This is a genomic window from Ensifer sp. ENS11, assembly GCF_014851895.1.
Classification (GTDB): Bacteria; Pseudomonadota; Alphaproteobacteria; order Rhizobiales; family Rhizobiaceae; genus Ensifer; species Ensifer canadensis.
The window spans coordinates 98,345-123,318 of the sequence record NZ_JACVAN010000007.1 but is presented as its reverse complement, the minus strand read 5'-3'; the positions used below and the strand labels follow the sequence as shown (position 1 = coordinate 123,318).

At 61.3% G+C, this 24,974-nt stretch carries 22 protein-coding genes; 9 read left to right on the top strand and 13 right to left on the bottom strand.

Going from position 1 to position 24,974, the window contains the following annotated elements; all coding sequences use genetic code 11:
* Both IB264_RS15865 and IB264_RS15860 read right to left on the bottom strand, forming a co-directional pair.
* Nucleotides 1–1,023 (bottom strand): polyamine ABC transporter substrate-binding protein, encoded by a 1,023-nt coding sequence (locus IB264_RS15865; protein WP_025428566.1) that lies wholly within the window; start codon nucleotides 1,021–1,023, stop codon nucleotides 1–3.
* The gene (locus IB264_RS15860; protein WP_082523803.1) at nucleotides 1,020–2,123 is read right to left on the bottom strand and encodes a LacI family DNA-binding transcriptional regulator; all 1,104 of its coding nucleotides are present in this window, start codon (nucleotides 2,121–2,123) and stop codon (nucleotides 1,020–1,022) included. The genes IB264_RS15865 and IB264_RS15860 overlap by 4 nt, the downstream gene beginning before the upstream one ends.
* A gap of 250 nt (nucleotides 2,124–2,373) precedes the next feature.
* Here IB264_RS15860 and IB264_RS15855 point away from each other — a divergent pair, with 250 nt between their 5' ends.
* The 7 genes from IB264_RS15855 to IB264_RS15825 all read left to right on the top strand — a co-directional run bounded on the left by IB264_RS15855 (nucleotide 2,374) and on the right by IB264_RS15825 (nucleotide 9,357).
* The gene (locus IB264_RS15855) at nucleotides 2,374–3,054 is read left to right on the top strand and encodes a YoaK family protein (protein ID WP_025428564.1); all 681 of its coding nucleotides are present in this window, start codon (nucleotides 2,374–2,376) and stop codon (nucleotides 3,052–3,054) included.
* Nucleotides 3,055–3,350: 296 nt separating this feature from the next.
* Nucleotides 3,351–4,808, top strand: coding sequence for an ABC transporter substrate-binding protein (locus IB264_RS15850; RefSeq protein WP_375154970.1), 1,458 nt, complete (start codon nucleotides 3,351–3,353; stop codon nucleotides 4,806–4,808).
* 321 nt (nucleotides 4,809–5,129) lie between these two features.
* The gene (locus IB264_RS15845; RefSeq protein WP_256435857.1) at nucleotides 5,130–6,080 is read left to right on the top strand and encodes an ABC transporter permease; all 951 of its coding nucleotides are present in this window, start codon (nucleotides 5,130–5,132) and stop codon (nucleotides 6,078–6,080) included.
* Nucleotides 6,077–6,928: an ABC transporter permease gene (locus IB264_RS15840; RefSeq protein WP_057211290.1), complete on the top strand. Its 852-nt coding sequence runs from the start codon at nucleotides 6,077–6,079 to the stop codon at nucleotides 6,926–6,928. The genes IB264_RS15845 and IB264_RS15840 overlap by 4 nt, the downstream gene beginning before the upstream one ends.
* Complete coding sequence (locus IB264_RS15835; RefSeq protein WP_025428560.1) at nucleotides 6,925–7,737, top strand: ABC transporter ATP-binding protein; 813 nt, start codon at nucleotides 6,925–6,927, stop codon at nucleotides 7,735–7,737. The genes IB264_RS15840 and IB264_RS15835 overlap by 4 nt, the downstream gene beginning before the upstream one ends.
* Nucleotides 7,731–8,477, top strand: coding sequence for an ABC transporter ATP-binding protein (locus IB264_RS15830; protein WP_025428559.1), 747 nt, complete (start codon nucleotides 7,731–7,733; stop codon nucleotides 8,475–8,477). Before IB264_RS15835 ends, IB264_RS15830 begins: the two co-directional genes overlap by 7 nt.
* A gap of 175 nt (nucleotides 8,478–8,652) precedes the next feature.
* Nucleotides 8,653–9,357, top strand: a complete 705-nt coding sequence (locus IB264_RS15825; RefSeq protein WP_025428558.1) for an OmpW family protein — start codon at nucleotides 8,653–8,655, stop codon at nucleotides 9,355–9,357.
* 198 nt (nucleotides 9,358–9,555) lie between these two features.
* Here the strand turns inward: IB264_RS15825 and IB264_RS15820 are convergent, their stop codons facing one another.
* From IB264_RS15820 to IB264_RS15770, 11 genes are all read right to left on the bottom strand, one after another.
* Nucleotides 9,556–9,978 (bottom strand): CBS domain-containing protein, encoded by a 423-nt coding sequence (locus tag IB264_RS15820; protein ID WP_025428557.1) that lies wholly within the window; start codon nucleotides 9,976–9,978, stop codon nucleotides 9,556–9,558.
* 90 nt (nucleotides 9,979–10,068) lie between these two features.
* A complete protein-coding gene (locus IB264_RS15815) occupies nucleotides 10,069–12,234 on the bottom strand; it encodes a glycoside hydrolase (protein ID WP_192433747.1) in 2,166 nt (721 codons plus the stop codon).
* Nucleotides 12,234–13,232, bottom strand: coding sequence for a glycosyltransferase family 2 protein (locus IB264_RS15810; protein WP_025428555.1), 999 nt, complete (start codon nucleotides 13,230–13,232; stop codon nucleotides 12,234–12,236). The genes IB264_RS15815 and IB264_RS15810 overlap by 1 nt, the downstream gene beginning before the upstream one ends.
* Nucleotides 13,233–13,390: 158 nt before the next feature.
* Nucleotides 13,391–13,780 carry a VanZ family protein gene (locus IB264_RS15805; protein WP_025428554.1) on the bottom strand — a complete coding sequence of 130 codons (390 nt, stop codon included), beginning with the start codon at nucleotides 13,778–13,780 and terminating at the stop codon, nucleotides 13,391–13,393.
* Nucleotides 13,781–13,865: 85 nt separating this feature from the next.
* Entirely contained in the window at nucleotides 13,866–14,966 is a 1,101-nt protein-coding gene (locus tag IB264_RS15800; RefSeq protein ID WP_225906306.1) for a glycosyltransferase family 4 protein, read from the bottom strand.
* A gap of 371 nt (nucleotides 14,967–15,337) precedes the next feature.
* A complete protein-coding gene (locus tag IB264_RS15795; protein ID WP_244496179.1) occupies nucleotides 15,338–16,582 on the bottom strand; it encodes a glycosyltransferase family 4 protein in 1,245 nt (414 codons plus the stop codon).
* Between the two features lie 10 nt (nucleotides 16,583–16,592).
* The gene (locus IB264_RS15790; protein ID WP_057226709.1) at nucleotides 16,593–17,354 is read right to left on the bottom strand and encodes a polysaccharide deacetylase family protein; all 762 of its coding nucleotides are present in this window, start codon (nucleotides 17,352–17,354) and stop codon (nucleotides 16,593–16,595) included.
* Nucleotides 17,347–18,678, bottom strand: a complete 1,332-nt coding sequence (locus IB264_RS15785; protein WP_057226712.1) for an O-antigen ligase — start codon at nucleotides 18,676–18,678, stop codon at nucleotides 17,347–17,349. Before IB264_RS15785 ends, IB264_RS15790 begins: the two co-directional genes overlap by 8 nt.
* A gap of 13 nt (nucleotides 18,679–18,691) precedes the next feature.
* The gene (locus tag IB264_RS15780) at nucleotides 18,692–20,305 is read right to left on the bottom strand and encodes a GumC family protein (protein WP_057211299.1); all 1,614 of its coding nucleotides are present in this window, start codon (nucleotides 20,303–20,305) and stop codon (nucleotides 18,692–18,694) included.
* A gap of 127 nt (nucleotides 20,306–20,432) precedes the next feature.
* Entirely contained in the window at nucleotides 20,433–21,572 is a 1,140-nt protein-coding gene (locus IB264_RS15775; RefSeq protein ID WP_375154967.1) for a GNAT family N-acetyltransferase, read from the bottom strand.
* Complete coding sequence (locus tag IB264_RS15770) at nucleotides 21,562–22,884, bottom strand: lipopolysaccharide biosynthesis protein (protein ID WP_057226718.1); 1,323 nt, start codon at nucleotides 22,882–22,884, stop codon at nucleotides 21,562–21,564. Before IB264_RS15770 ends, IB264_RS15775 begins: the two co-directional genes overlap by 11 nt.
* A gap of 287 nt (nucleotides 22,885–23,171) precedes the next feature.
* On the opposite strand from IB264_RS15770, the gene IB264_RS15765 reads away from it, so the two are divergent.
* A complete protein-coding gene (locus tag IB264_RS15765) occupies nucleotides 23,172–23,843 on the top strand; it encodes a HemK/PrmC family methyltransferase (RefSeq protein WP_081789000.1) in 672 nt (223 codons plus the stop codon).
* Nucleotides 23,840–24,955 carry a hypothetical protein gene (locus IB264_RS15760; RefSeq protein ID WP_025428545.1) on the top strand — a complete coding sequence of 372 codons (1,116 nt, stop codon included), beginning with the start codon at nucleotides 23,840–23,842 and terminating at the stop codon, nucleotides 24,953–24,955. The genes IB264_RS15765 and IB264_RS15760 overlap by 4 nt, the downstream gene beginning before the upstream one ends.
* The last annotated feature ends 19 nt before the right edge of the window (nucleotides 24,956–24,974 follow it).

Below are 24,974 nucleotides of genomic sequence, written 5' to 3'. Positions count from 1 at the left end.
TTACTGGCCGACCTGGGCGTTCCACTCGGAAAGCCAGGCTTCGCGGTTGTCGAGAGCGACGGCCGACGGAATGAGCTTGAGGCTCTTCACGGTTTCCTCGCCATAGGTGAGGTTTTCAGCGATTTCCGGCGCGACCTTGACGTCCTTGTTGGCCGGGCTGTCGACCAGCTTTTCGGCAAGTGCCGTCTGGATTTCGGTCGAGAGCCAGAAGTCCATGAATTCCAGCGCCAGATCCTGGTTCTTGGCACCCTTGGTCAGAACCATGACGTTCATGCCGCCCGTCTGGCCTTCCTTCGGCGTCGCCCACTTGATCGGCAGGCCGAGCTTGGTGAAACCCTCCCAGGAGAAGCGACCGATAGGTGCTGCCCAGATTTCTTCCTGCTGCATCAGCTGCACGAGCTGCGAAGACTTGACGTAGAACGTGACGATCTCGTCCTTCTTCGCGCCGACGGCGGCGATGGCTTCCTTCAGATCCGGCGTATTCTTGCCGATCGCCTCACCGACCATGTAGAGCGCTGGCGGGCCCTGGTTTGTGGTGACGTTCGGGAAGGCGACATGGCTGGCATTCTTCTCGTCGAGCAGGTCGGCCCAGGAGTTCACTTCCATCTTGTCGGATCGGTAGACGATCGACGTTGCGTAAAAGGTGTAGCCGACGCTCATGCCGTCGCCGTTCGGGTCCTTGGCAAGGTCGTAGAGCTTGTTGAAGTTCGTGAGCTTCGTGTTGTCGATCTTTTCGATCAGGCCGGCGCGCGAGGCCGAAAGAGCGTCAGCCATGGAGACGACGGCCATATCGACGACCGGACTTGCCTTGTTGGCCTCCATCTTTGCGAGGCGCTCAACGCTGTTGCCGGTCTCGACGACCAGCTTGCAGCCGCATTTGGCTTCGAAGGGCGTGTAGACCAGTTCCTTGAAAGCGTCCTGGGCAAAACCGTAGACGGAAATGGTCAGCGTCTTTTCCTGGGCGGAAGCGGCATGTGCAGCGACGAGTAAAAGCGCGCTGGAGGCGAGCAGGATCTTCTTCATGGCTGGTGTTCTCCTTCGGGGGCTGAGGTTCTGGCGTCGGCAATCGTACTTGCGTTGGCGATCGTCTGGGCAGGCTGGAACTGTGTTCTAGGCGGCGCGGCGCTCGACTGGCGCACGACCAGCTGCATCGGCACCTCGGCGTTAGCGGCGGTCACCGGTGCGCCGATGGCGGCATCGGTCGGGTCGCGCTCGCCGATCGCTTTTACAAGTGCTTCGACGGCAATCGCGGCGATCCGCGTCATGTCCATGCGCGCCGTGGTCAGTGCCGGCGTTACCACAGGCGACCAAATGAGATCGTCAAAGCCGGTAACACTTGCTCTCTCCGGAACGTTGATGCCGGCGCGCTGCAGTTCGGTCAGCGCCCTCAGCGCATGAAGATCGGAGACGCAGGCAAAGGCGGTAAAACCTTGCGCGACCTTCTCGGCAAGGCCGAGCGGACAGCCCTTGCCCTGCTCGCGCTCGAGCGGTTCGATCCACAGGGTTTCGACGAATGCGTCCTCGGCAAGCGCCGAGCGAATGCCGCCGATGCGGTCATTCTGCACGTTGGAGGCCGGATTGTTGCCGATGACGAGCACGCTCCGGTGGCCGAGCGCTTTCAGATGCTCGGCGATCTGGCGGCCCCCGCCCCAATGGTCGGCGGCAACAGTATTGCCTGGCGTGGACGGCGTATCGATGACCGCCACGGGACAGCCGACATCGGCGATGCGGGTCCCTCGCCGCGGCACGATGACCATGCCGTCGACATCGCGATCAATCAGCCGCTCGATGGCCTTGGTCTGGGTGGTGACGTCCCCACGGGAGTCGGCGATCAGAACGCCGTAACCGGCCGAAGAGGCAGCCAGTTCGATTGCCTGCGCGATCTGCGGGAAGAGCGGATTGGCGATATCGGGAAGCACCAGACCGATGACGGCGGTGCGGCCGGTGCGCAGCGCCCTGCCCGCGAGGCTCGGCACATAACCGAGTTCGGCGGCCGTCGCGCGGATCTTTTCGGCCATTTCGGCAGAGACACGCCCCTTACCGGAGAGCGCGTTGGAGACCGTCGCCGCGGAGACGCCCAGTGCTCTGGCAATCCTCGTCAGTTTTGGTCCGGAACGCGCCAAGGCCGTGGTTTCCGTTATCGGTGATTAAACGATTAATCATGCGATATATCAGAATGCCGCAACTGTCGAATCCTTTTGCCGGCACAGGATGAAATTGTGGATCCAATCGTACCGTGGACTGTGGACAAGCGGCCACCGACTCGCGTCCATTGGTTCAGTCTGAAATGCTGACAGTAAAGCGAAGCGGTCAAATGCCACCTGTTCACCGACATCACTTAACGGCCCCAGCAAAACCCTGCAGGATACCATCATGACGTTTCAGCGGAGGCGCCGGATCGTGCGGCGCCAGCGAACCGGGACCGCGCTTCTCGTGGTCGCGCTCATTTCCTTTCTGGCCGGAATGACCGACGCCATCGGCCTGCTGACAGTCGGCGACTTCGTCTCTTTCATGAGCGGCAACACGACACGAGCCGCGACAGCCGTCGCCGAAGGCAACATCCTGCGGTCGCTCATCCTTCTCGGCTCGCTCGCGGTCTTCGTTGTCGGCAATGCCATGGGAACGATCGTTTCAAGCAGGTTTCGTGCGGGCGGCGTTCTTTTCGGCGTCACCGTCACCCTCGCCCTTACCGCCGCCGGTGGCGACCACCTGCCGAACGAACTGCGCTTCTATCTCATCGTCCTTGCCATGGGCGTCGTGAACGCCTCTGTCGAGCATATCGAGGGCCTGCCGATCAGTCTCACCTATGTAACGGGCGCCCTGTCCCGCTTCGGCCGTGGTTTGGGCCGGTGGATCATCGGCACAGGCAACATACAATGGACGATCCAGATCGTGCCCTGGATCGGCATGCTTGGCGGGGCGATCGTCGGCGCCATGCTCGAGTACCGCTTCGGACAGCTCTCGCTCTGGGCCCCGACAATCCTCTCCGGTCTGTTGTTCACGCTGGTGTTGATGATTCCGCGGCGGTGGTCGCAGCGATATGCGCAGCGCTGAACCGGCGGGAGCGGCCCTCCGGTTTTAGGAACGCCCTTCGCTTGCCGATGCCAACAGCGGGTGCAAATTTCAACTTCGCCAAACAAAACGAACCAAAATTCCCACTAAATTGGTAGGGAATTTGTATGATGCTCCGCAACCGCCCGATGTGTACATTCGGATGGCAAGCGCGACCTCGCGTGATGAGCATATATGCAGGAGTTAGGGAAATGACTGGCAACACGATCGACTTTGGCAGACTTTCAGGACCGGGCCGGAAAGGCAGGCGTTCGATCCTCGCCACCGCGGCCTTGGCCATGGTTCTGTCAACGAGCACGGCAGCGCTCGCGCAGTTCGCAAACTTCGATCCGGATGCCTCCATCGTCATCGGCTCGCTCTATGAACCGCAGAACCTGGACAACACCGCCGGCGCCGGCCAGGGCATCAACGAGGCGTTCAACGGCAATGTCTACGAGGCCCTGTTCACGCTGACCGACGCGGGCGACGTCGCTCCCGGCCTCGTGGCCGAGCAGGCGGTCAGCGAAGACGGCCTGACCTATACGTTCAAGCTTCGGCCGAACGTGACCTTCCATTCCGGCGACCCGCTGACGGCACAGGATGTGAAGCACAGCATCGAGCGCGTCGTGGCACCGGATTCCAAGAGCTCGCGCAAGAAGAGCCTGGCGACGATCAGCGAGATCCAGACCCCCGACGACCAGACGGTGGTGGTCAAGCTCTCCGCCCGCTCCATCTCGCTGCCCTATAACCTCAGCTACGTCTGGATCGTCAACGACGCGGCGAAGGACCTGAACGCCGGCGAAGATGGCACAGGCCCTTACCGCCTGGACGAATGGCGCCGCGGCTCCTCGCTGGCGCTGACCCGCAATGACAAATACTGGGGCACGGCGCCGACCAATGGCGAAGTCGTCTTCCAGTACTTCACCGATGCCACTGCGCTGAACAATGCGCTCCTGACCGGTGCCGTCGATGTCATCACCAGCGTCCAGAGCCCGGATTCGATCGCCCAGTTCAAGGACAATCCTGATTACACGGTGACCGCCGGCCAGTCGACCACCAAGGAGCTTCTGGCGTTCAACGACAGGGTCGAGCCGTTCAACAACGTCAAGGTTCGCAAGGCCATCGCCCGCGCCATCGACGACAAGAAGCTGCTGCAGTCGATCTGGGGCGAATACGGCACGCTGATCGGTTCCTTCGTGCCGCCGACCGATCCGTGGTACGTCGACCTGACCGGCGTCGATGCCTATGACGTCGAAAGCGCCAAGGCGCTTTTGAAGGAAGCCGGTTTTGCCGATGGCTTCTCGTTCAAGCTTGACACGCCCAACTATGATCCGCATCCGATCGTTGCCCAGTTCCTGCAGAGCGAACTGGCGAAGGTCGGCATCAAGGTCGAAATCAACATCATCACCGCCAACGAGTGGTACACCAAGGTCTACAAGGCGCATGACTTCCAGGCGACGCTGCAGGAACACGTCAACCACCGCGACATCGTGTTCTACGGCAATCCCGACTTCTACTGGGGATACAACAACCCGAAGGTTGTCGACCTGATCAAGGAATCGGAAGCTGCGGCCAACACCGACGAGCAGACCGCCAAGCTGACGGAGGCAAACCGCATCATCGCCGAGGACGCGGCAAGCAACTGGCTTTATCTCTATCCGCAGATCGTGGTTTCGAGTTCCGCCGTCACCGGTTACCCCGTCAACGGCCTGAACTCACAGTTCTTCGCCTACAACATCAAGAAGAGCGGGAACTGATCGCTCGTTTCCCAAGCGATCCGTTATAGTCGCGTACATGTAAGGAGCCCCCGAGCGAGTTGGGGGCTCCCTTTGCCTTGCAGCTGACGGCGATTCATTGCGTCGACAACGCTACGTCAGATCTTTTCCAAGCAACACGACAGTCATGGCGCGCCAAGGACGCATCAGCGTTCGAAACGTGCTGCATCATTCCCGTGAAATCGATGAGGGTATAAGGGATTATGCAGTAGCCTCCTCGTTGATTTTGTGCAAAAGCCAGCGCTCCGGCCCCGGGTATTACACCCGTCGGACGAAAGGAAGCCGACCATTCTCGCCTATGTCCTGCGCCGCCTCGCCATCCTGATCCTGTCGCTGCTGATTGCGGCGGTGGTGCTGTTTGTGCTGTTGCGCCTGCTGCCGGGCGACCCGGCGAACGCCCTGCTTTCCGTCGGCGCCGATCAGCAGCAGATCGAGGCCGCGCGCGAACAGGTCGGCTCCAACTTACCGCTCTGGGAGCAGTTCCTGCGCTTCGTCGGCAGCCTTGCGCGCTTCGATCTCGGAACGTCCTTCGTCAGCGGCAAGCCCGTTATCGAGGAAATCGCCGCCCGTCTAACCGTAACGGTGCCGCTGGCGCTGCTGGGCTTTGGGCTCGCCGTTATGATCGCCGTGCCGCTCGGGATCGTTTCGGCAGTCAAGGCCAACCGCTGGTACGGCGCGGCCATATCGACCGTGTCGCAGCTTGGCATCGCCATCCCGGTCTTCTGGGTCGGAATCCTGCTTGTCACCGTCTTTGCGGTCAATCTTCGGATCTTTCCGTCGGGCGGTTATCCCCGGCGCGGCTGGCAGAACGAGGGCCAGGTTCTCTATGCGCTCGCGCTGCCGGTGCTGACGATCGGGCTGGTCATGGCCGCCTCGCTGATCCGCTACATCCGATCCGCAACCCAAGATGTTCTCGGCAGCGACTATCTGCGGACGGCGCGTGCGCTCGGCGCCAGTTTCTCGCAGGCGCTGATCCGGCACGGCATTCGCAACGGCGCCGTGCCGATCGTCTCGATCCTGGGCATCGAGCTTGCAACGACCCTGCTTGGCGCGGTCGTGGTCGAGCGGGTGTTCGCCCTGCCCGGCCTTGGCTCGATGCTGCTGCTGGCGATCGAACAGCGCGATTACCCCAACGTCCAGGGCGTGTTGTTCATCTCCACCCTGCTGGTGCTGCTGATCGGCTTTGCCGCCGATCTGCTTCAGCGGCTGATCGATCCCCGCTTGCGCGAACGGGCGACAGGAGCTGCGCCATGACCGCGCTTGACCTTTCGACGGGTAGACCCGCCCGCAGACACTCGCTGTCGCTTTCCATCGGGCTTGCCCTTGTCGGCCTCAATGTCGCGGTTGCACTCCTCACCCTGTTCTGGACACCCTATGACCCGCTCAATGCCTCCGGCGGCCGGCTCGAAGCGCCGTCGCTGCTGCATTGGGTCGGAACGGATCGGCTCGGCCGCGATTACCTGACGCAAATCATGATCGGCGCGCGCACGGCGTTGATCGTCGGTACTGGCGCTGTTGCGATCGGCGCCTCGATCGGCGTGACGCTCGGCATCCTCGCCGCTTTCGCGACGCGCCTGCTCGACGATGTCATGGCCGCCACCCTGGATATTCTGATCGCGTTCCCGACGCTGCTGCTGGCGATGCTGGTGGTCGCGGCCAGCGACAGTGCTAGCCTGTGGTCGGCGACCCTGGCACTTGGCCTGGCGATTTCGGCGATCGTCGCCCGCTTGACGCGGATCCTTGCCAAGCGTGTGCTGCGCCAGGACTACATCGTCGCATCCCGGACCTCCGGCACCTCGTGGCCCGGCGTCGTCGTGCGCCATGTACTGCCCAACATCTGGCCGACGCTCTCGGTGAACTTCGCCTTGCAATTCGGCCTGGCAGTGATCGCGGAAGCGTCGCTCTCCTATCTCGGCCTGGGCGCACCGCCGCCGAACGCATCCTGGGGCAGGCTGCTGCAGGAGGCACAGGGCACGGTCTATACCGCCCCCGTCGGCGCGATTGCACCCGGCATTGCCCTCGTCGCACTGGTCATTGGCATGAACCTGCTTGCCGACGGCCTGCGGGACGTTGGCGACCCGACACGCGGGAGATCGCGATGAGCGCCTTGCTTTCCGTTCAGGGCCTGACCGTCCGCGCTAGCGGCAAGACATTGGTCTCGGACCTGTCGTTCTCCATCGGCTCCGGCGAGCGAATGGGACTGATCGGCGAATCCGGCTCGGGCAAGTCGATGACCGCTATGGCCATTACCGGCCTTTTGCCGGCGAACATCTCCGTCACCGGCTCGATCGTGCTCGATGGCCAGGAGGTGGTCGGCACTGAAGACAAGCGCCTGAACCGGCTGCGCGGGGTCGCAACCGCCGTCGTCTTTCAGGAGCCGCTGACAGCCCTCGATCCGCTGATGAGAATCGGCAAGCAGATCGCCGAGCCGGTGCGCCGCAGGCTCGTGCGCGAACAGGGACGCGCGACGCGTTCTGCGGTCGACCGCGAAGTGCTCGACCTGCTCGACAAGGTCGCCCTGCCGCAACCGGAGCGCATTGCCAACGCCTATCCGCACGAAGTGTCGGGCGGCCAGCGCCAACGTGTTGCGATCGCCATGGCGCTTGCCTGCCGCCCAAAACTTCTGATCGCCGACGAGCCGACGACCGCGCTCGACGTCACCACCCAGGCCGAAATCCTCAAGCTGCTCGACGGGCTTGTGCGTGAAACGGGAATGGCGCTGCTCTTCATCAGCCATGACCTGCCTGTTGTTGCCGAAGTGGTCGAGCGTGTGATGGTGCTGCGCGACGGCATCGCGCTTGAAGAGGGCGCCGTTGTCGACGTGTTTAGCAACCCGTCGCACGACTATACGCAGACGCTTGTCGATGCCGCGCGCATGTTCGACGAGGCCCTTGGACGGACGGGATCGTGATGCTGGACCTGCAGAATGTGAACTTCGGCTATTCCCGTCACCGCAAGATTTTGAGCGACGTGTCGTTCAGCGTGCGCGCCGGCGCCAGCGTTGGACTGGTGGGCGAGTCCGGTTCGGGCAAGACGACACTGCTGCGGCTGCTGCTCGGTCTGGAGCGGCCCACGAGCGGCACGATCCGCTTCGGCGACGATGCACTCGATCCGGCCGATGGCGCGTTCATGCGCCGTTACCGGCGCGCGGTGCAGCCGGTGTTCCAGGACCCCTATTCGTCGCTCGATCCTCGCCAGAAGGTGCTCGACATCATCGCTGAGCCGCTGCAATCGCTGCGCATCGCCGGTCCACGCAAGGATGCGGTGGCGCAAGCCCTGGAGGCTGTGGGCCTGCCGCTCGATGCCATGCAACGCTACCCGCACGAATTTTCCGGCGGACAGCGCCAGCGCATCGCGATTGCGCGCGCAATCGTCGCCCGTCCACAGATCATTCTTGCCGACGAAGCCGTCAGCGCTCTCGACCTGTCGACCCGCATCCGGATCGTCGAACTGTTCAAGACGCTGTCGGCAACGCTGACGCTGGTGTTCGTTTCGCACGACCTTGGTGTCGTCGCATCGCTTTGCGAAGAGATGGTCATCCTCGAAAAGGGACAGGTGGTCGAGAGCGGCAAGACGCGCGATATCCTGACGGCGCCCCAGCATCCCTATACACAGCGGTTGCTTGCCAGCATTCCGCGCATGCCGGCCTGAGCGCTTCGGTCACTCACGAATCTACCGTTAGCGACCCCCTCACCAACGAACAAAGTACCTTGATCTAGAACAACCCCCCGTCGAGCGGAGTTGCCCATAGTGCCGCCGGCCGCAGATTCCCTGCCGCCGCATGCCCTGAATGGCAATTTTCAACTTCTTCTGGGGGTCCGGAATCATGTCTACTCGCTCCATCCTGCCAACCGCCGCCGCACTCGTTTTGCTGGCGGCCTCGGTCACTGCGGCTCAAGCCGCGGACCTTACCGCGCCGAGCGAGGCCGCCGCTCAGCTACCGGCTGCAAGCGAGCAGAGCCCATGGATGATCCGCGCCCGCGCGCTTGCCGTTTTACCCGAAGACAAGGCATCGCTGCAGTTGAATGGCACGTCACTTGACGGCGAAAAAGTCGGCGTCAGCAACTCGGTCGTGCCCGAACTCGATATCACCTACTTCTTCACCGACAATCTTGCGGCGGAACTGGTCCTGGGCACGACCCCGCACAGCGCAAGGGGCAGCGGTTCGATCGCCGGTCTCGGCGAGATCGGCAAGGCCTGGTTGCTGCCGCCGACACTGACGCTGCAGTACCACGTCAATCTCACCGACACGATCAAGCCCTATGTCGGCGCCGGCGTGAACTACACCATCTTCTACAATGAAAAAGCCCAGGGCGACTTCTCCAGCTTCAACCTCAAGAACACCTTCGGCGTGGCCCTGCAGGCCGGTGTCGACATCAAGCTCGACGATCACTGGGGTATCAACTTCGACGTGAAGAAACTGTTCCTCGAGCCAGAGGTCAACGCGACCCTGCCGGGCGCCGGCACGGTGACGGGCAAGGTCAAACTCGATCCCTGGCTGATCGGCACAGGCATCACCTACCGCTTCTGACGTTTTTCGCCAGCGGATGACACCGCTTCAGGTCTACAGCGCCGCGCGCCATATTAGACGCGCAAAGGTCGCTGTAGCGCTTTGAATGGCTGTATGTTTTTATCCTTGAATCGAATAGGATTTAAGGAAACATGCAGTGGAAAATCTCCGCCCTCGCCGTTACACGGCGAGGGCAGCAACCAAACGGACAGTCGTACGTCATGCGTGATGGGCGGTGACGGCCTTGACCAATCCGGTCGTCAATTCACGGCTGCTCGCATGCGAAATATCGCCGAGCGACAACATGCCGACCATTCGCTTTTCGTCATCGATCACCGGCAGGCGCCGTATCTTCTTGCTCTCCATCAGGCGAACAGCCTCCTCGATCGTTTCGCTGGTGCGGCAGTAGACGATATCCCTTGTCATGACATCGCGCGCAGTCAGCAACGCAGCGTCGTCGTGCCCGTTTGCCCATGCCCGCAACGCAATGTCCCTGTCCGTCACCATGCCGATGAGGCGATCGTTTTCGCCGACCGGCAGAGCGCCGATGTCTTCGTCACGCATAATCCTTGCCACGGTGCGCAAGTCCGTTTCAGGCGCTATCCAGCGCGCGCCGGGGTGCATCGCTTCCCACGTTCTCATTGCATCCTCCTACGGTTTGGAGGAATGACGATAGCCGAAGATCGTGGCCAATCATTGATCCTGACGGCCGACTTGTTCGCCGAACGTCGCTTATCGCAACTCCAGCAGGAAGTAGGTCGTCGGGCCGGACGGGCCGTCGTTGCTCAGGCGAAATTTAACCGCACCGGCGCCATCGACGACCGGTGGGTGAACTGTTCCGTCAAGACCCACCGGTGAAATGCGCCACTTGGCCGCCGTCTTCGACAGGGAGAGATCGACAGTCCCCTGCTGGATCAACACCGGCAACCGGCCAAAACTCTCGATGACCTTCTCTTCACTGTCACGGAACGTCATGTCCGTGTTCTGGGCGTCGGTTGCAAAGATCAACAGGAAACGCCGGCTGTCGGACAGGGTTGCCGGAGGATCGAGCGCCGAGAGAGCGACAAGACCGTTGCCGTCGGCGCGCTCCACCCGCAGCACACCGAGGTCGACCGGTTCGCGCAGGGACGCAAACGCCATCGCTTCCGTCGCCGGCGTCGCTACGCGCAGCTGCCTGGCGAAACGATCGAGAACGATTTCACCGGTGCTGCTTTGATAGATGCCGGCATCGACGGTCGTTGCGTTGTCCGGCTTCAACCTACTGCTCGCACGCAGCAGCGCCAGCACATTGTCGCTGCTTTCCCGCCGCGGCTGGGTAACCGCGATCGCATCACCCAATCGCTCGGCGCGTTCCAGACCGATACGACCGACCAGGGCAAGATCGGTCAGAGACTCCGGCTCGCGCGCCTGCATGTCGTCCGTCAGATCCTCCTCGCCGCGCACGGAAAATGGGATCGTCACATCCGAGGTCGCGACATCGCCGCGCCGATAGAGCAAGGCGGCCAGGGTTTCGCCCGCGCGCGCAACCGGATCGAGGGCGATCGCGTAGGGCAGCATCGCTTGCTTATGCGGAAACGGCTCACCATAGGCGAGCGCGATCGGTCCATGGCCGTGGCGGCAAAGGGCGTCCCAGCCCTGAAGGGCGGCATAGGCCGGCATGGCAAGACCACCCTCGTAGCGGTAGCGGTTCCAGAACAGGTGGTCGTATTCGCTGACGACAAACGGTTTTCCGAGCCAGCGCGATGCAGCGATCATCCTGATGTAGTTGACGCTATCGGCAATTGAGCTGGTTTGAAGGAGTTCGCTGCCCGGCGTGTAGCCGCCGACCCAATCGTGGTAGGTGTTCGCCGTGATGACTTGGAGGTCGCGCCTGCTGAGGGCCATCTGGCTCGACGGCCAGTTGTTGTAGTTGGTGATCAGGCCCGTGTAGCCAAGGTCGCGCAGAACCTTGCTCATGCGTGCGGTGGAGGCACGCTCGGTTTCGACAAAGAATGCCTGAAGATCGCGCAGACGCGGGCTGTCGTTATAGCGGTCCCGAGGCAACCTGATCCCGCCGGTTTCAAGCACTTCCCCGGAATCAAGCACGCCCCAGACCTTCGCCAGGCTCGCCGTCGTGCCGTAACGCTTCTTCAGCCAGAGATTGAACGGCTGAGCCAACCGGTCGTCATAGGGAGCCCGGCCGGGCCGATCATGAACCATCGCCTCAAACTCCAGGCCATTCTCATTGGCCAGAATGACCAGGGCCAGGGCCTCGTCGCGGATCGGAGCTTCGCCTGTGTAAGGGTTCACGCGCCCGAGGACCGCCTGCTGCAACCGCCTCCAATGCTCAAAGGTCCGATCGTCCAGATGTAGCATGAGTTTTACATCGCCGGCCGTGTCCCAGCGGTCATCGAAACCGCCATAGGCGCCACGCGGCGACGACAGGCCGTCGATAATCCAGTGGATGCCGTTGCGCTTCAGGGCCGCAAGCAGATACTGGATCCGATCGAGCGTTTCCGGGTCGAAATCGAGATCCCGATCACGCCCGAACATCAGACTTGCGTCGACGAAATGCAGGCGCGCGATGTTGTAGCCATGCATCGCCAGCTGGCGCGCATAACGGTCCGCGCCTTCATGATCGGGGAAGCCGCCGGACGCAGGGCTCCAGGCAAGCGAGGCGCACAACATCCTGACCGGCGTATCCGGCGCTTTCGCATAGGCGAGACGTCCCTCCTTGCCGACAACCAGTCTATGACCGCCATCGATCCGGCCGTTGGGCAGGATGGACGAGAAGTCGAGCGGGCTGCCTGGTCGCAATTCGAGGGAGATCTCCTTCACCGGAACCCATTGATCCGCGGCGCGCGCAGGCACGCACATCACCGCAAGCGCCAGCACCGTAGCCAGACATCTCTGGCGCATCAAGCTACCGCTCCAAGCAACTTGCTCTCGATCGGAACCTCCGGTCTTCGCCGCCGCCCGAAAAAACCGACAGGCAGTGCAGCGGCGTGGAAGAACCAGGCGACGACCGTGTACAGCCCCATGTTCAAGCTGCCTTTGCGAATGCTCATCAACACGATGACTGCGGCGAGGACAGCGAAGACGATGCCCAGGCCGACAGCCAGGCTCGGCGAGAACAAAAGCACACAGAGCGAGAGCGCCCACCACAGATAGACGAGACACCAGAGCTTCAGCTCGGGCAGCTCACGCAGCAGCTGGAAGAAATACGGCCGACCGAGCGACGCGCGCAGAAGTTCGCCGATACCGAAGAGATATTTGCTTTTCCAGCGTCGAACCAGCAGGCGATAGGAATTGACAGTATGTCCGAAGTGCTGGACGAAACGCCGGTCAAGGCGATGCAACCCCCATCCAGCGCTTCGCAGCCGGATGCCGAGATCGAATTCTTCGTATCCATGCAGGTTGCGATCGGAGAGGTAACCGACCGCTTCGATCGCATCGCGCCGGTAGAGCCCACCGCCGTTCATCCGGTCGATCGATCCGATCCGGTTTTCCGGCGAGTTGCGATTGACGCGACGCGAGAACTCGAGATTGGACGTCAGCATCTCCTGGACATGGCCGGTAACGCCGGCAACCTCAGGATTGTCGGCGAGAAACGCCACGGCGACGGCGAGAAAATCACGGTCGAGCAACATGTCTCCGTCAAGCAGACAGAGATGGTCGCCTTTGGAGTATTGAAAGCCAAGCTGCGGGCCAATGCCGCAGCTTGGCCGCGCCGGCGGGCTGATCTGGGCGATGACGACGGGATATTGCGCGGCAATCTCGACCGTTCGGTCGGATGAGCCGCTGTCGGCGACGATGACTTCGCCACCTGTCGCTCCGAGGGCAGCAAGCGCACTTTCAATCGTGGCCGCTATTCGCTTCTCTTCGTTCAGCGTCTTGATGATGACGGATACTGACAAGCGCGCCTCCAAAATCACCGGGGCGTCTACAGCGCCGCGCGTCAAATATGACGCGCGAAGGACGCTGTAACGCTTGAATCCTGCTGCATAATTTTCTCCTTAAATCGATTCCGATTTAAGGAATTATGCAGTAGCCAAGCGTCCCGGCGCAGCCAGTTCTACCCGCGATACTTTGAGTTTTGGTTTATTTGCACCAGCAATTGCAGCAGACGCGACCGATTGCGGATAAGGACCCAACCCGAAGCCACGCCGCATGCACCGCCAAGCAATTTGATGGCGAGGTCCCCGATCCGGGCGTGACGGTCTGCCGACACCACCTGCAGCAATTCGAACCCGATGGCGGTGGCCAAAACGAGCCCGAGGACAAGCAGGAGCCGCCGGGGATAGGCAATTGCAAAGAGCAGCCCCATCAGCCCGAACGCGCCGAACCGCTCGACATGCACGAACGTGCCCATACGCGGGCGCAGATCGAGTGGTGATAGGGTCGAATAGGCGATCACGGCGAATATGAGCCAGCCAAATAGGCCAGCGGCGCGTTTGATATTCATACTGTTCTTGTCTCTCCGCACCGCACACAACACGGCAAAAATCAGCCCGACGGCAACAGGGATGTCGCGTGCGATCGCGCGCGATCTACTTTGCCACCAACGCGCTATACACCGCGACGGTCTTTTCCGCCACGCTTGTCCAGCTATAGGCGGCTTCGGCGTGCGCCGCACGGGCGCGCATCTCGCTTTCACTGGGCGGATTGGCAAGCTTCGCCGTCATGGCCGATGCCAGCGCCTCGACATCGCCGAGCGGGAAATATTCGTCGCGTGCAAGGCCAAGCTCGACATTGGCAACGATATCGCTCGCAAGAACCGGCAAGCCGTAGGCCATGGCCTCCAACAGCGCGATCGGCATGCCCTCGTGGCTGGAAGGCAGAACGAACAGGGCCGCATTGCCGAAAAGCTCCGCAAGCCGGTCACCGGACTGAAAGCCCGTTAGAACGACACCTGCGATATCACCTGCCAGCCTTCTCACCTCCTCGGTGTAGGACGTCTCGAACTCCGCACCGCCGGCCAGAACCAACCGGAACTCCGGACTGGAACATTTGGCATAGGCGCGGATCAGATCGAGCTGGCGCTTCTCAGGCACGATCCGTGCGGCAAGCAGAATGTACCGCCGTGGCGCAAGGCCGAACTCGGCAAGAATGCCGGTCTCACCCCTGGACGGCGTGACCGACACCCCGTTGGGCACAAGGGCCATGGACACATTGTGCCGCGCGCCCATGGTCTCAGCGATATCCTTCGAAATGGCGATCCGCCCGCTTGCAAAGCGCATGCCCAGGCGTTCACCGAGCTTCAGCGTACCCTTGGCAAGAGCACCCCATTTTTGCCGGTCGTAGTCATAGCCATGATGGGTCACGACCACCTTCAGGCCGAGCATTCTCGCAAGCGGGACGAACAGTGCTGGCCCGATCGCATGGATATGCAGCACGTCGGGACGCTGCCAGCCCGCGTAGCAAACACCCATGAAAGTGTGAACGATGGCTTCCAGCGCCATCCGGCGCGGCGCCCAGAAAGGAACGACACGAATGCCATTCCAGCTGAAGGGGACAGATGCCGGAAGATATCGGCGCCGCCCGATCACGTCGACGTCCCAGCCGTGCTTCGTGAGCTTGCCGGCAAGGATCTCGACATGCTTTTCGATGCCGCCCTGCACATCCGGAATTCCGCGCAGGCCCAGCATCATCACGCGCCGCCGTCCGGTTCGCGCGCTCAGCCGACGATCTTTGCCTGTCAGCTCGCGATGATTGTGCACGAGGTGGACTCCACGCTGGGCAGTACCGCCCTTCCCGTCGACGCCTTCCAATATTCCAGATTGTACAATCTCAGTGGAAACCGACGGCTGTTGCCGACGATCAACTTGCGAGACTCGTAACTTCCTGCCCATGGCGTGGCCTCAAAGATTGCGCACCCAAGGCCATTTACGTTAACAATACTTAATAAGATCGTAATTAAATCGTTAAATATCTAATTGTTCGATCAATAAACGAACATATTTAATGCCGCGGTAAGTATATTCGCAAGCCTTGGTTAATGACGCAAGGATAAATCTGCCAACTAGGTCGCCCCGAGCGCAGCGTAGAGATCAAGCGTTCTGTCGCGATAAGCATTGGCGGAGAAATCTCTGGATATCCACGCCCTGCCGGCAGCGCCCATGCGGGCGCGCGCTGTCGGCCCAAGAGCCGTCATGTCGGCCAGCGCCCTTGCCAGATCATCAGCGTCTCCCGACGTTGCCGTCATGCCCGTTTCCCCGACCTGGATCATTTCCGGAATGCCTCCGACGGCTGAACCGACCACCGGCCGTCCCAGAGCATAGGCTTCCAGCAAGCTGATGGGCGCATTTTCGTACCATTCCGACGGCAGTACGAGTGCCCTGGATGATCCGATCAATTTGTGCAGGCTCTCGCCTGAGAGATATCCGGTGAACGTCGCGTCTGCATTAAGCTCGCTCGCGAGCCGACGAAGCGATGCCTCTTCGGGGCCTGTACCGGCGACGACCAACCGCTGTTTCGAAAGTGCCGCCGCCTTGATCAGCGTGGCGATGCCCTTTTCGGGTGCAAGCCGGCCTGCGAAAACGAAATAGTCGCCCTCGTCCCAGGCGCTGCTGTAATCGTCCACATCCACGAAGTTCGGAATGTGCACCATCTGCTCACGCGGCCAGCCCCATTCGACAAGCTTCTCCACGTAGAACCGGCTCGGAACGACGATCCGGTCGACCTTGTTGCGATAGAGGCCCAGCGTACGATGCAGCACCGTTTCTGCCAGCACGACACCGCTCAAGATCGCCGAGCCCTTGACGCAGCGGTGACGCAGGACGTTGTAGACCCGTCCGCCGCGACAGTCCTCGCAGATCTTGCCGTCGCGCAGCATCTTGTAGGAAGGACAGGCAAGTTTGAGGTCGTGAGCCGTCATGACAACCGGCACGCCCGCTGCCTTCAACGTCGAAAAGATCGCCGGCGACAGGTGGTGATAGACGTTGTGTGCATGGGCAACCGACGGACGCGCGCGGTCAATCAGCCTGGCGATGTTGCGCTGGCCTTCGCGCGAATAGATCACGCTTGCCGCCTGCTCTATTTTCCGCAGAAAGCTCGTTTGCCGACCAAATTCGATTTCGGAGACGAAATACTTGGACCATTCAGAGCGCTCGTTGTCCTCGTGCTCCATGGCAAAGGGCACGACATCCCAGCCAATATCGGCGAACATCTTCATATGGTCGAAGAACACCGCTTCGGCGCCGCCGCGTCGATAGAAGTAGTTGTTGATGGCGAGAAGTCGCTTGCCGGCGGCTATCGTGTTGAGCACATCGTTCTCCTCATCCGCCAAGCCGATCGAGTGCCTTGTCGACCGGCAGGACGGTGCATCCCTTCTCGACCGCATAGCGGACCAGATGCTCGAACGTCTCCGGCGTGCAGCCATAAGGCGTCGGTCGTGGCGCGATGTCGTGCGTGAAAAAGACCAGCCATCCCGGCTGCGCGACGAGGTCATCGATCCAGCGGGTCAGCGCAAGAGCGTGCGCCTCGGGCTGGCGGATCTCGACCGCCTTCAACATCATTGGATCGACTGCACCGCGGTTGATCGCCTCCCCTGCGGCCCGGCACGTTCGGTAGCGCCGCCCCAATTCCCTGCGTGCCATCGGCCAGGCGGCGTTGTAGGGAAACGCAAAGTTCCTTGCCGGCTCAGCGACGCCACTGGCTGCCAGATAGTCCGCATTTCGGTCGAGGTCGCGCGCAAGCGCCCCCCCGGTGAGACGTCTTATCTTGCTGTGGCTGAAGGTGTGGCAGCCGACTTCGTGTTCGCGCTTGGAGAGAGCCTCACAACCCGCAGCGGTGATCAAGGTTCGATCCGGCTCAACCCGCCCTTCGAGCCCCCCGGCAATGTAGAATGTGCCGCGGACGCCGTGCCGTTCAAGGATTTCGGCACCCTGGTGCAAGGCGCTGTCAGGCACATCGTCGAAGGTGAACGAGACGAGCGGAACGTCGGTCGCAACGGCGAGCTTCTTCTGAGCAAGGCGCCAGATCAGACGATTTGCCAGCCGGTCGACAAGGCCGTCAACCTTTTGCAAAAACTCAGGCATAGGCCACGCCCCTTTTTTCGGCAGATTGAGACGGCAAGGCAAGGACCGCGCGGGCCTGCAAATGCAGACCGTAGAGCGAAAACAGGAAGGTGAACCACAGCAGGTTGCCGCCCTCGTAGAACAAGCTCTCAAGGCCGGCGTTGAAGATCGTATAGAGCCAGACGCGCGTAAAGAGCCGCGTGAGATGTGAATGCTGCTCGGCGGACGCCATGCGGGCAATATTGCGCAGCGGCAGGATGAGGATCCACAACACCGTGAGCAGCAGCCCGGGAAAGCCCGTCATCAAGGCGATGTCGAGATAGGAATTGTGGCCGTTGGCAGCCGCCACCGCCCAGGTCTCGATCGCTCCGCCGCTGTGGACCAGCTCTTCCGTTTGCCAGAATGCCTTGAAACCGTAGCCGGTGATAGGCTGCTCGGCGAGCGCGGTGAACGCGAAGCGCCAGATATCCGCCCGGTTGGTGAACGTCGCGTCGATGCCAAGTTCGGTGATGAACTCGCTGAGCGGCATGAATACGGCTGATCCGACGGCAAACAGATTGAACAGCCCGACGCCACCGATGACGATCGGGATGCGCAGGAGACGGATCTTCTCGAATATCCAGGCAAGCAACAGGATCGCCGGCAGCATCGCGGTCGAGGTCTTGCCGCCGGTATGGATGAGGAAGTTGAACGACAGCAGCACGATGGCGATCCCGGCCAATCGCGACCAGCTATTCATGACGAAAAGCCCGAAGAAGGCCGCGATCACCATCGCGGCGGCCGCACTGTTCTTGTGCGGGAAATGGCCGCGCCATAGACCCGCATTCATGGGCTCGCGCAGTTCTGACGCCTGATGAATAGAGAGCATCGGCTTAAAGGCGATGCCGTAATAGGCAACGCCGAGCATGATGAGCGTACCGATGCCCAGCATTTTGGCAAAATGCCGTTCGCTGGCGGGCAACAGCAGGTAGATGCTGGCATTGACCGTGACCATGATGGCAAGAACGGTGCCCTTGATCCCAAGCATTGGGTGGGCTGAGATCACCGATACGAAAAGGAACCAGGTAAACAGCACTGCAAGCAGCGGCCGCGGCTGCAGGATGATATTTCGCATCGGATGGCATAGGCCGTAACCGAGCATGCCCGTAAACAACAAAAGAGAAACGATCTGGTTCAATCGGTTCGAATTACCGGCCGACGGATCAAGCACTGCTGCTCCCGTCAGGTCGACGAACGGGGTGATCGATATCCAGAAGAACAGAAACGTCGTCATGAACAGGACGGTGCCGACACGCAGCCGCAGCGTTTCGGCGGCATTGGTTTCGGCGTAGGCGGCGCTCGTCATTGGCGCGCTCCCGTCAGGCAGTCGCCGGCTGCGGGCGGCGAATATATCTCCACAGGCCGAGGGCGATCGCTGCCGACACACCAAGGAAAAGGCCGAGCATAGCGCCGGCGACCAGCAGGGTCACCGTACGTGGCGGCCACGTGCGTGCGTTGGGCGGCAACGCCCGCGAGATCACCCGCACATTGGTCGTATCGATCTGCTGCTGTTCGGTAATTTGCTGGGCGCGCGCAAGATGCGTCTCGTAAATCGCCGCTTTGGCACGGGCATCGCGCTCCAGATCGCGCAGTTGCACCTGAGACTCATTGTCGGTGAAGACATTCGACTTCTCGACGTTTGCCTTACCGCGCAAGGCTTCAAGCGCCTGCTGCTCGCGATCCATGTCCGCCTTGGCCCGCTCCAGAATGCGCCGGGCCTCGTCGGCAAGCGCACCCTCGATCGTCGCGCGCTCGGATCGAGCCGACACCAGACGGGGATGCCGTTCGCCGAACGTGCGCTGCATCGAGGCAATCTGCTGCTGGAGCAAGTTGTACTGCTCGCGCAGGTTCGTCATGTTTTCGGACTCGAACTCCGACGCGCTGGCGGTTCTCCCTTGAGCGATTGCCGCACTCATCTGGTTGTAGCGTGTCTCCGCCTGGATGAAGCGCTGCTGTGCGTCCAGGACCTGGGTGTTGAGTTCACCGGAAAGCTGGTTGCTGACCAATTGACCATTGGTCGACTGCAGGCCGTTGACCCTGCGGAAATCTTCCACCGCCCGCTCGGCATCGGTCACGTTGCGGCGCAATTCGTCCAGCCGGGCGTTGAGGTTCTTGGCGACACGCCCTGCACTTTCGGCCGCCGACTGAAACAGCTCCTGCTCGAAGGCATCGACGATCGCGTTCGAGAGGGTCACGGCCTTTGCCGGCTCCTCGCTCCAAACCTTCATGACGACGACGAAAGAACGCTCCTCGCGCCGCGCCTCCACGCGCTCCGAAAGCCCGCGCATGGCTGCAAGCTCGTTGTTGACCTCTTGTTCCTGCTTCGATGAAAACAGGTTGCGCAGCGATGCAAAGGATGCCGGCTTGACGAACTCGGGATCGCGCGTGAGCTGCAATTCGTCGATCACCCGCGCCAGCACATTGCGTGACGTCAGGATCCGGAGTTTGCTCTCCACCTCCAACAGCTGCGCGTCACGCTGCGGATTGCTTGTAAAAACATCGTCGCTGACAACGTTGAGATTGGACGGGTCGACGACGATATCCGTGTAGACGGTGTATCGAGGCGACGCAGTCATTGCATAGACAAGGGCCGCAAATGTGCAAATCGTCACTGCGGCGATGATCCAGAGCATACCGTCGCGCAGCCAGCGAATACCGTCGTCTACCCCGATCTGGCTGACGAGGTGAAGCCGCGGGAAGAACAGGCCACCGACATGCGGCGTCGGCTGCGTCTCGGTCTGTGCCCGCGCAACCACCTGGGAACGCCGGACTTCCGGCTCTCTTCGCGGCGCTTGCTTTTCTTCAAAAGGAGGGAGCGCGTCCTCGTCGTCTGTCGGCAGAAGGTTGAGCAACGAACCGCCGCCGACCATCGCACGTTGACCGTGCGCTGGCTGAGGCGACCTTTGTTGTCGGGGCTCGTTCGGCCTATACATCCGCATCCCTCACGCCCGCTTCAAGACGCAAAAATCGCCGGCTTGCGCGTCTCGTATCTCCAATGAAGGATTAGAGTTGTACGGTGAAAATTCCGTTAATCGGCCCGGCAGCCGTTTACCTTGACGCTTAGAAGTCCGTCAGCAACCGGCTCCAGCTTTCGGATGCCAGACCGCCGATATAGAGGTCGTTGCGCAATGCCGCGTCCTTGAGATCTCCATGGCGCGTTACCATGCAGAAATAGCCACGGTGGCGGAACGTCAGCCAGCGTTGGCGCGAGATCGCGTTCATCAGAAATGGTTGTGCGGCGCCTGTGGCCTGGGCGTAACCTTCGCGGTCGAGGCAGGCAAACATCTCGGCCGTCACCTCAAACTCCCGACCCGGTTGGCAAAGCACATTCAGAACCGTCGCAGTCCTGTTCGCCCTGCCAAGAAAGAGGAAAACGCCAATCGCTCTTCCATCCGCCGTTACTTGTCGGAAATGCACTTCACCGAGGCCTTGGTTCCTACCGGCGATCGCGACGAGCCAATCGAACTCCTCGGTTGACCAAACGGGCCTGACCGAAAACCGTTCCATCATCGGTCGGGCGCAACCGAGAAACTCGCCGGCCCCGATCACCTTCGTCATACATCCTGAAGCCGGGGTGGGTTTGACGGATGGTCTTCGCCAGCGCAACACCCTGTCGAATGCACCAAGGACACCGAGCACCAATTTCGAACCCAATGCCGGAAATTGACGGCTGGCACGAATGGCGCTGCTGGTAGCCGGTCGAAACGATCGCTGCCACTCCAGGCTTTGTATCGGAAGCACGACCCCGCCCCCGGCAACCCAATGGTCCGCACTCACCGGCGACGAATTATCCGAGAAGCACATGTCCTGGCGCGCGGAGCGCATCGTACGAGCGAGACATGCCGCACCAACGGCACCCGCCTTGCCGTCTGACATGAACGCGCAAAGAAGCTTGCCGACGGTATGGCGACCGTGGATCGAGAATTCCATCGGCAATGCCAGGATTGCGCTGGCGATGGTGCCGTCATCGTAGACGATACTGCCATGCTCGGGAGAGTAAAGCGGACTGCCGAAGAAGACCGCTTCAAGATACTGCCGGAGGTCACCACTTGGCTCAATGTCGCGCTTGCGGAAAATCTTGCTGAAGAGCGAGCTAACTGCAGGGATATCGCCCAGCTCCATCGGTCTCACGCGGCCCGGGTGCTGCATGCGATGCCCGATGGCTGTGGCAGTTTCCAGTTCCCTCAGCTCAGCCTTCATGCGCCATCCTCGCCGGGACGACGTGCTCAACCGCTCCCTCCCTGTCGCGCCGGACGAAGCGCAGGAAGACACTCCAGGAAACGATGACCATCGCGATCTCGATCACATAGAAGGAGATGAACGTGCCCGCAGGTGGCGCATACCAAGTCGCCCACGCTGTCAACGCAGCGCCAAGGACGCTGCCGAGACCCATAACAGAGGCACGCGCAGGGTGATGCCCGGATGCTCCGAGCGCTTCCATTGCGACCGACCACATGGCAATCGGCACGACGACCCAGCAGAGAATTCGAACGAAGGACACCAACGAGACATAGTCCTTGCCGAAGAGGTAAGGCAGGACCGGCGCAAGCACGAAGACCGCGATCGCCGCCGCAATACTGATCGAAGTGGCAGCAACGAGCACCTTGCGTACCCGCTCGAAGGCATGGTGCAGGCCGGAGGCCGTTGCCTTGGCCGAACCGGGATAAATCAACCGGTTCAGCGCCTCGACCGAGAGATAGCTGCTCTCCAGCATGCGCCGCGCGACGCTATAGCTCGACATCACTTCTGCGGAGGCAACGAGGCTCAGGACGAGCAGGTCGGCATTCTGGCGCACCGCGCGCAGAATGAAGGGGATGCTGAAGTAGAGCCCCTGCGGCAGCTCTTCGCGCACGATCCCATAGACGGGCCGGCCAAGGCCCTTTACGGCATACCAGCAACCGATGGCGACAAGCACATGGCATACGAACTGCCAGACCGCCCAGGAGGCAACGGTCGCCACGCCAAAGACGATACAGGCGAGCGCCGCGGCGATGGTGCGGGCGATGGCGAAGCCGACGACAACCTTGTTGGCAGATGCGAAATTCGAGTGAGCGAGAAAGATCTGCTCCGTCAGCACGATGACGCGAACGAAGATGATGTTGGTGATCAGCATCAGCGTAATCACGGCAATGTTGGTAGCCGGGTCAGCTGACAGCGTGAAGAAGAACGGCAGCGCAATCGCGCCAAGCAAAACCAGAACGATGCCGCTGATGGCGGTCAAGATGACGTTGTGACCGAGCATGCGAGAGTACATGCTCCGATCGCGTGCGACGCGGCGCACGAGGCACTCCATCGCCCCCAGCCCGCAGAGATGCACGGCAATATTGGCAACCGCCGTGATCGCCACGAAGACACTGAACTCATGAACGCCGAGCCAACGTGCGAGGATCGCGAACGTCAGAAGCTGGGCAGCGGATCCAATGATGAGGCTGCCGCCCGAGGCGGCATAGGACATGATCATCGACAGGAACGGTCTGTGCGCGCCCGGTTCTCTGAGACCTTCCGATGCCATCCCGATCTGCCTTTGACAACAATCCGACGAAATGTGCGTCCGATGCCGGATGGGCGTTGCCGCAACAGCCGAGCACACGCTTCCGATCATCGCAAAGAATAGCACTTAGAAATGATTGCGCGGTTAACACTCCCGCATCAATTGCATTTTAGCTTCCGTTTACCTGATTGCAGTAGTGTGGATCGTGCAGCCATCGATCGACGCATGAAGGAGAGGCCGTGCCGCAAAACAACAATCCCCTTCAGGATGATCAGGCAAGCGGCGAGGCGCCGCGTCTGCACCGTTTCATGGACGTCGAACTCGAACTGGCACCCGATGTCTTGGTGCCACGAGAAGAAACGGAGCTGCTCGGACGCACGGCTTCAAGGATCCTGCATGACCGGCCATCCGGCGCAACCGTCATCGACATGTGCTGCGGCTCCGGAAACCTGGCGCTCGGGCTTGCGGCCGATGTCGTTTCCGCCCGCGTCTGGGGTGCGGACTTGACCGATAGCACCGTTGCGCTGGCCCGCAGAAACGTCACTCGCCTGAACGTCGCCGATCGCGTCACCATACGACAGGGCGATCTGTTTGGTGCGCTGGCCGACGACAATCTCGAGGGCTCGGTCGATATGATCGTCTGCAACCCGCCCTATATTTCGACATCTCGGCTCGAAGGTGACAGCGCCCACCTGCTTGAAGCCGAACCGCGGGAAGCTTTCGATGGCGGCCCATACGGCATCTCGATCCATCAGCGCCTCATCCGCGATGCTGTGGCTTTCCTGAAACCGGGCGGCTGGCTGCTCTTCGAGTTCGGCGCTGGCCAGGATCGACAGGCATCCGCCCTTCTCGCCCGCACCAAGGCCTATGAGGCCGTCACCTTCGCCACCGATGTGGAAGGCCGGCCACGCGTCGCCATCGTCAGGAAACTTGTTGCTCAAGCATCCGTTGCGGCGGGTGCCGGGGACGAGGAACGATGAGTAACATCCGGCCGCTTGAACCCGCAGACATTCCTGCGATCGCTGGAATGTTCCAGAGGGTTTTCTGCAAGGATCAGACGGAGCCGCCAGCTGCGCTCGTCGACTATATGCGGCAGCTCTACCTGGACGCACCTGGCTGCGATCGCGAGATTCGGCCCCTCGTCCACGTCAACGGCGACGGCCGCATCTCCGGTTTCGTTGGCGTTAACGCGCTGCCGATGACGTTTAACGGTCGGCCGTTGCGAGCCGCCATATGCGGCTCCCTTATGGCCGAGGATCGTGAAAGCGATCCGATGGCGGGTGCACGGTTGCTGAAGGCCTTCCTCGCGGGTCCACAGGATCTGTCGTTCAGCGAGACCGCAAGCGAAGTATCGACTCAGATGTGGACGAAACTGCGCGGTATCGTACTGCCGCAATACAGTCTTGATTGGGTGCGTGTCATCCGGCCATCGGCATTCACGCTCAGCGTCGCCGAGCACCGGATCAAGCTCGCTCGGCTGGTCAATCCGCTCGCGCATGCGTTTGATCGTTTCTATCGCAACAGGATGGGTCGCGGGGAGCGGCGCTGGTCGGCCGTCCCCGAAAGCGGAACGGGACAGGCAAATTTTCGCGTTGGTGAAATCGACAGAAGCGGTTTCGCCGATCTCGTCGGTCCGCTCACTGCCCAATTCCCTTTGCGCCCGGATTGGGCGGAAGGGCAGCTCAACAACATCCTCGCAGACGCGGTGCAAAAACCTGATCAGGGTAGCGCAATCTTCGCATCCGTCACCGCGCGCACCGGAACCGTCGTCGGCGCCTTTGCCTATCACGCTCGCTCCGGCGATATCGGCCGCGTGCTGCAGATCCTCGCCCTTCCCGGACAGGCCGGCCCCGTCATCGATTGTTTGATCGACCACGCAGCCGCGCGCGGTGTCGCGGGTCTGCGTGGTCGGACGCAGCCAGCTCTCCTTGAGGCCATGCTCGGTCGTCGCATCGCCTTTGTGCACATGGCGTCAACCGTGATCCACTCGCGCGACGACGAACTCGTTCAGGCGTTCCGCCATTCGCAAGGATTTATAAACGGGTTGGCCGGCGAACATTGGAGCCGACTTATGGGCGGCCGCTTCGACTGACCGATGCGGCCGGATTGGC

Coding starts and splice junctions, on each gene's coding strand:
- IB264_RS15825 (WP_025428558.1), top strand. CDS start 8,653: ATGTCTACTCGCTCCATCCTGCCAACCGCCGCCGCACTCGTTTTGCTG.
- IB264_RS15820 (WP_025428557.1), bottom strand. CDS start 9,978: ATGAGAACGTGGGAAGCGATGCACCCCGGCGCGCGCTGGATAGCGCCT.
- IB264_RS15805 (WP_025428554.1), bottom strand. CDS start 13,780: ATGAATATCAAACGCGCCGCTGGCCTATTTGGCTGGCTCATATTCGCC.
- IB264_RS15775 (WP_375154967.1), bottom strand. CDS start 21,572: ATGAAGGCTGAGCTGAGGGAACTGGAAACTGCCACAGCCATCGGGCAT.
- IB264_RS15790 (WP_057226709.1), bottom strand. CDS start 17,354: ATGCCTGAGTTTTTGCAAAAGGTTGACGGCCTTGTCGACCGGCTGGCA.
- IB264_RS15765 (WP_081789000.1), top strand. CDS start 23,172: ATGGACGTCGAACTCGAACTGGCACCCGATGTCTTGGTGCCACGAGAA.
- IB264_RS15780 (WP_057211299.1), bottom strand. CDS start 20,305: ATGTATAGGCCGAACGAGCCCCGACAACAAAGGTCGCCTCAGCCAGCG.
- IB264_RS15865 (WP_025428566.1), bottom strand. CDS start 1,023: ATGAAGAAGATCCTGCTCGCCTCCAGCGCGCTTTTACTCGTCGCTGCA.
- IB264_RS15770 (WP_057226718.1), bottom strand. CDS start 22,884: ATGGCATCGGAAGGTCTCAGAGAACCGGGCGCGCACAGACCGTTCCTG.
- IB264_RS15855 (WP_025428564.1), top strand. CDS start 2,374: ATGACGTTTCAGCGGAGGCGCCGGATCGTGCGGCGCCAGCGAACCGGG.
- IB264_RS15800 (WP_225906306.1), bottom strand. CDS start 14,966: ATGATGCTGGGCCTGCGCGGAATTCCGGATGTGCAGGGCGGCATCGAA.
- IB264_RS15815 (WP_192433747.1), bottom strand. CDS start 12,234: ATGCGCCAGAGATGTCTGGCTACGGTGCTGGCGCTTGCGGTGATGTGC.
- IB264_RS15760 (WP_025428545.1), top strand. CDS start 23,840: ATGAGTAACATCCGGCCGCTTGAACCCGCAGACATTCCTGCGATCGCT.
- IB264_RS15785 (WP_057226712.1), bottom strand. CDS start 18,678: ATGACGAGCGCCGCCTACGCCGAAACCAATGCCGCCGAAACGCTGCGG.
- IB264_RS15850 (WP_375154970.1), top strand. CDS start 3,351: ATGGTTCTGTCAACGAGCACGGCAGCGCTCGCGCAGTTCGCAAACTTC.
- IB264_RS15835 (WP_025428560.1), top strand. CDS start 6,925: ATGAGCGCCTTGCTTTCCGTTCAGGGCCTGACCGTCCGCGCTAGCGGC.
- IB264_RS15840 (WP_057211290.1), top strand. CDS start 6,077: ATGACCGCGCTTGACCTTTCGACGGGTAGACCCGCCCGCAGACACTCG.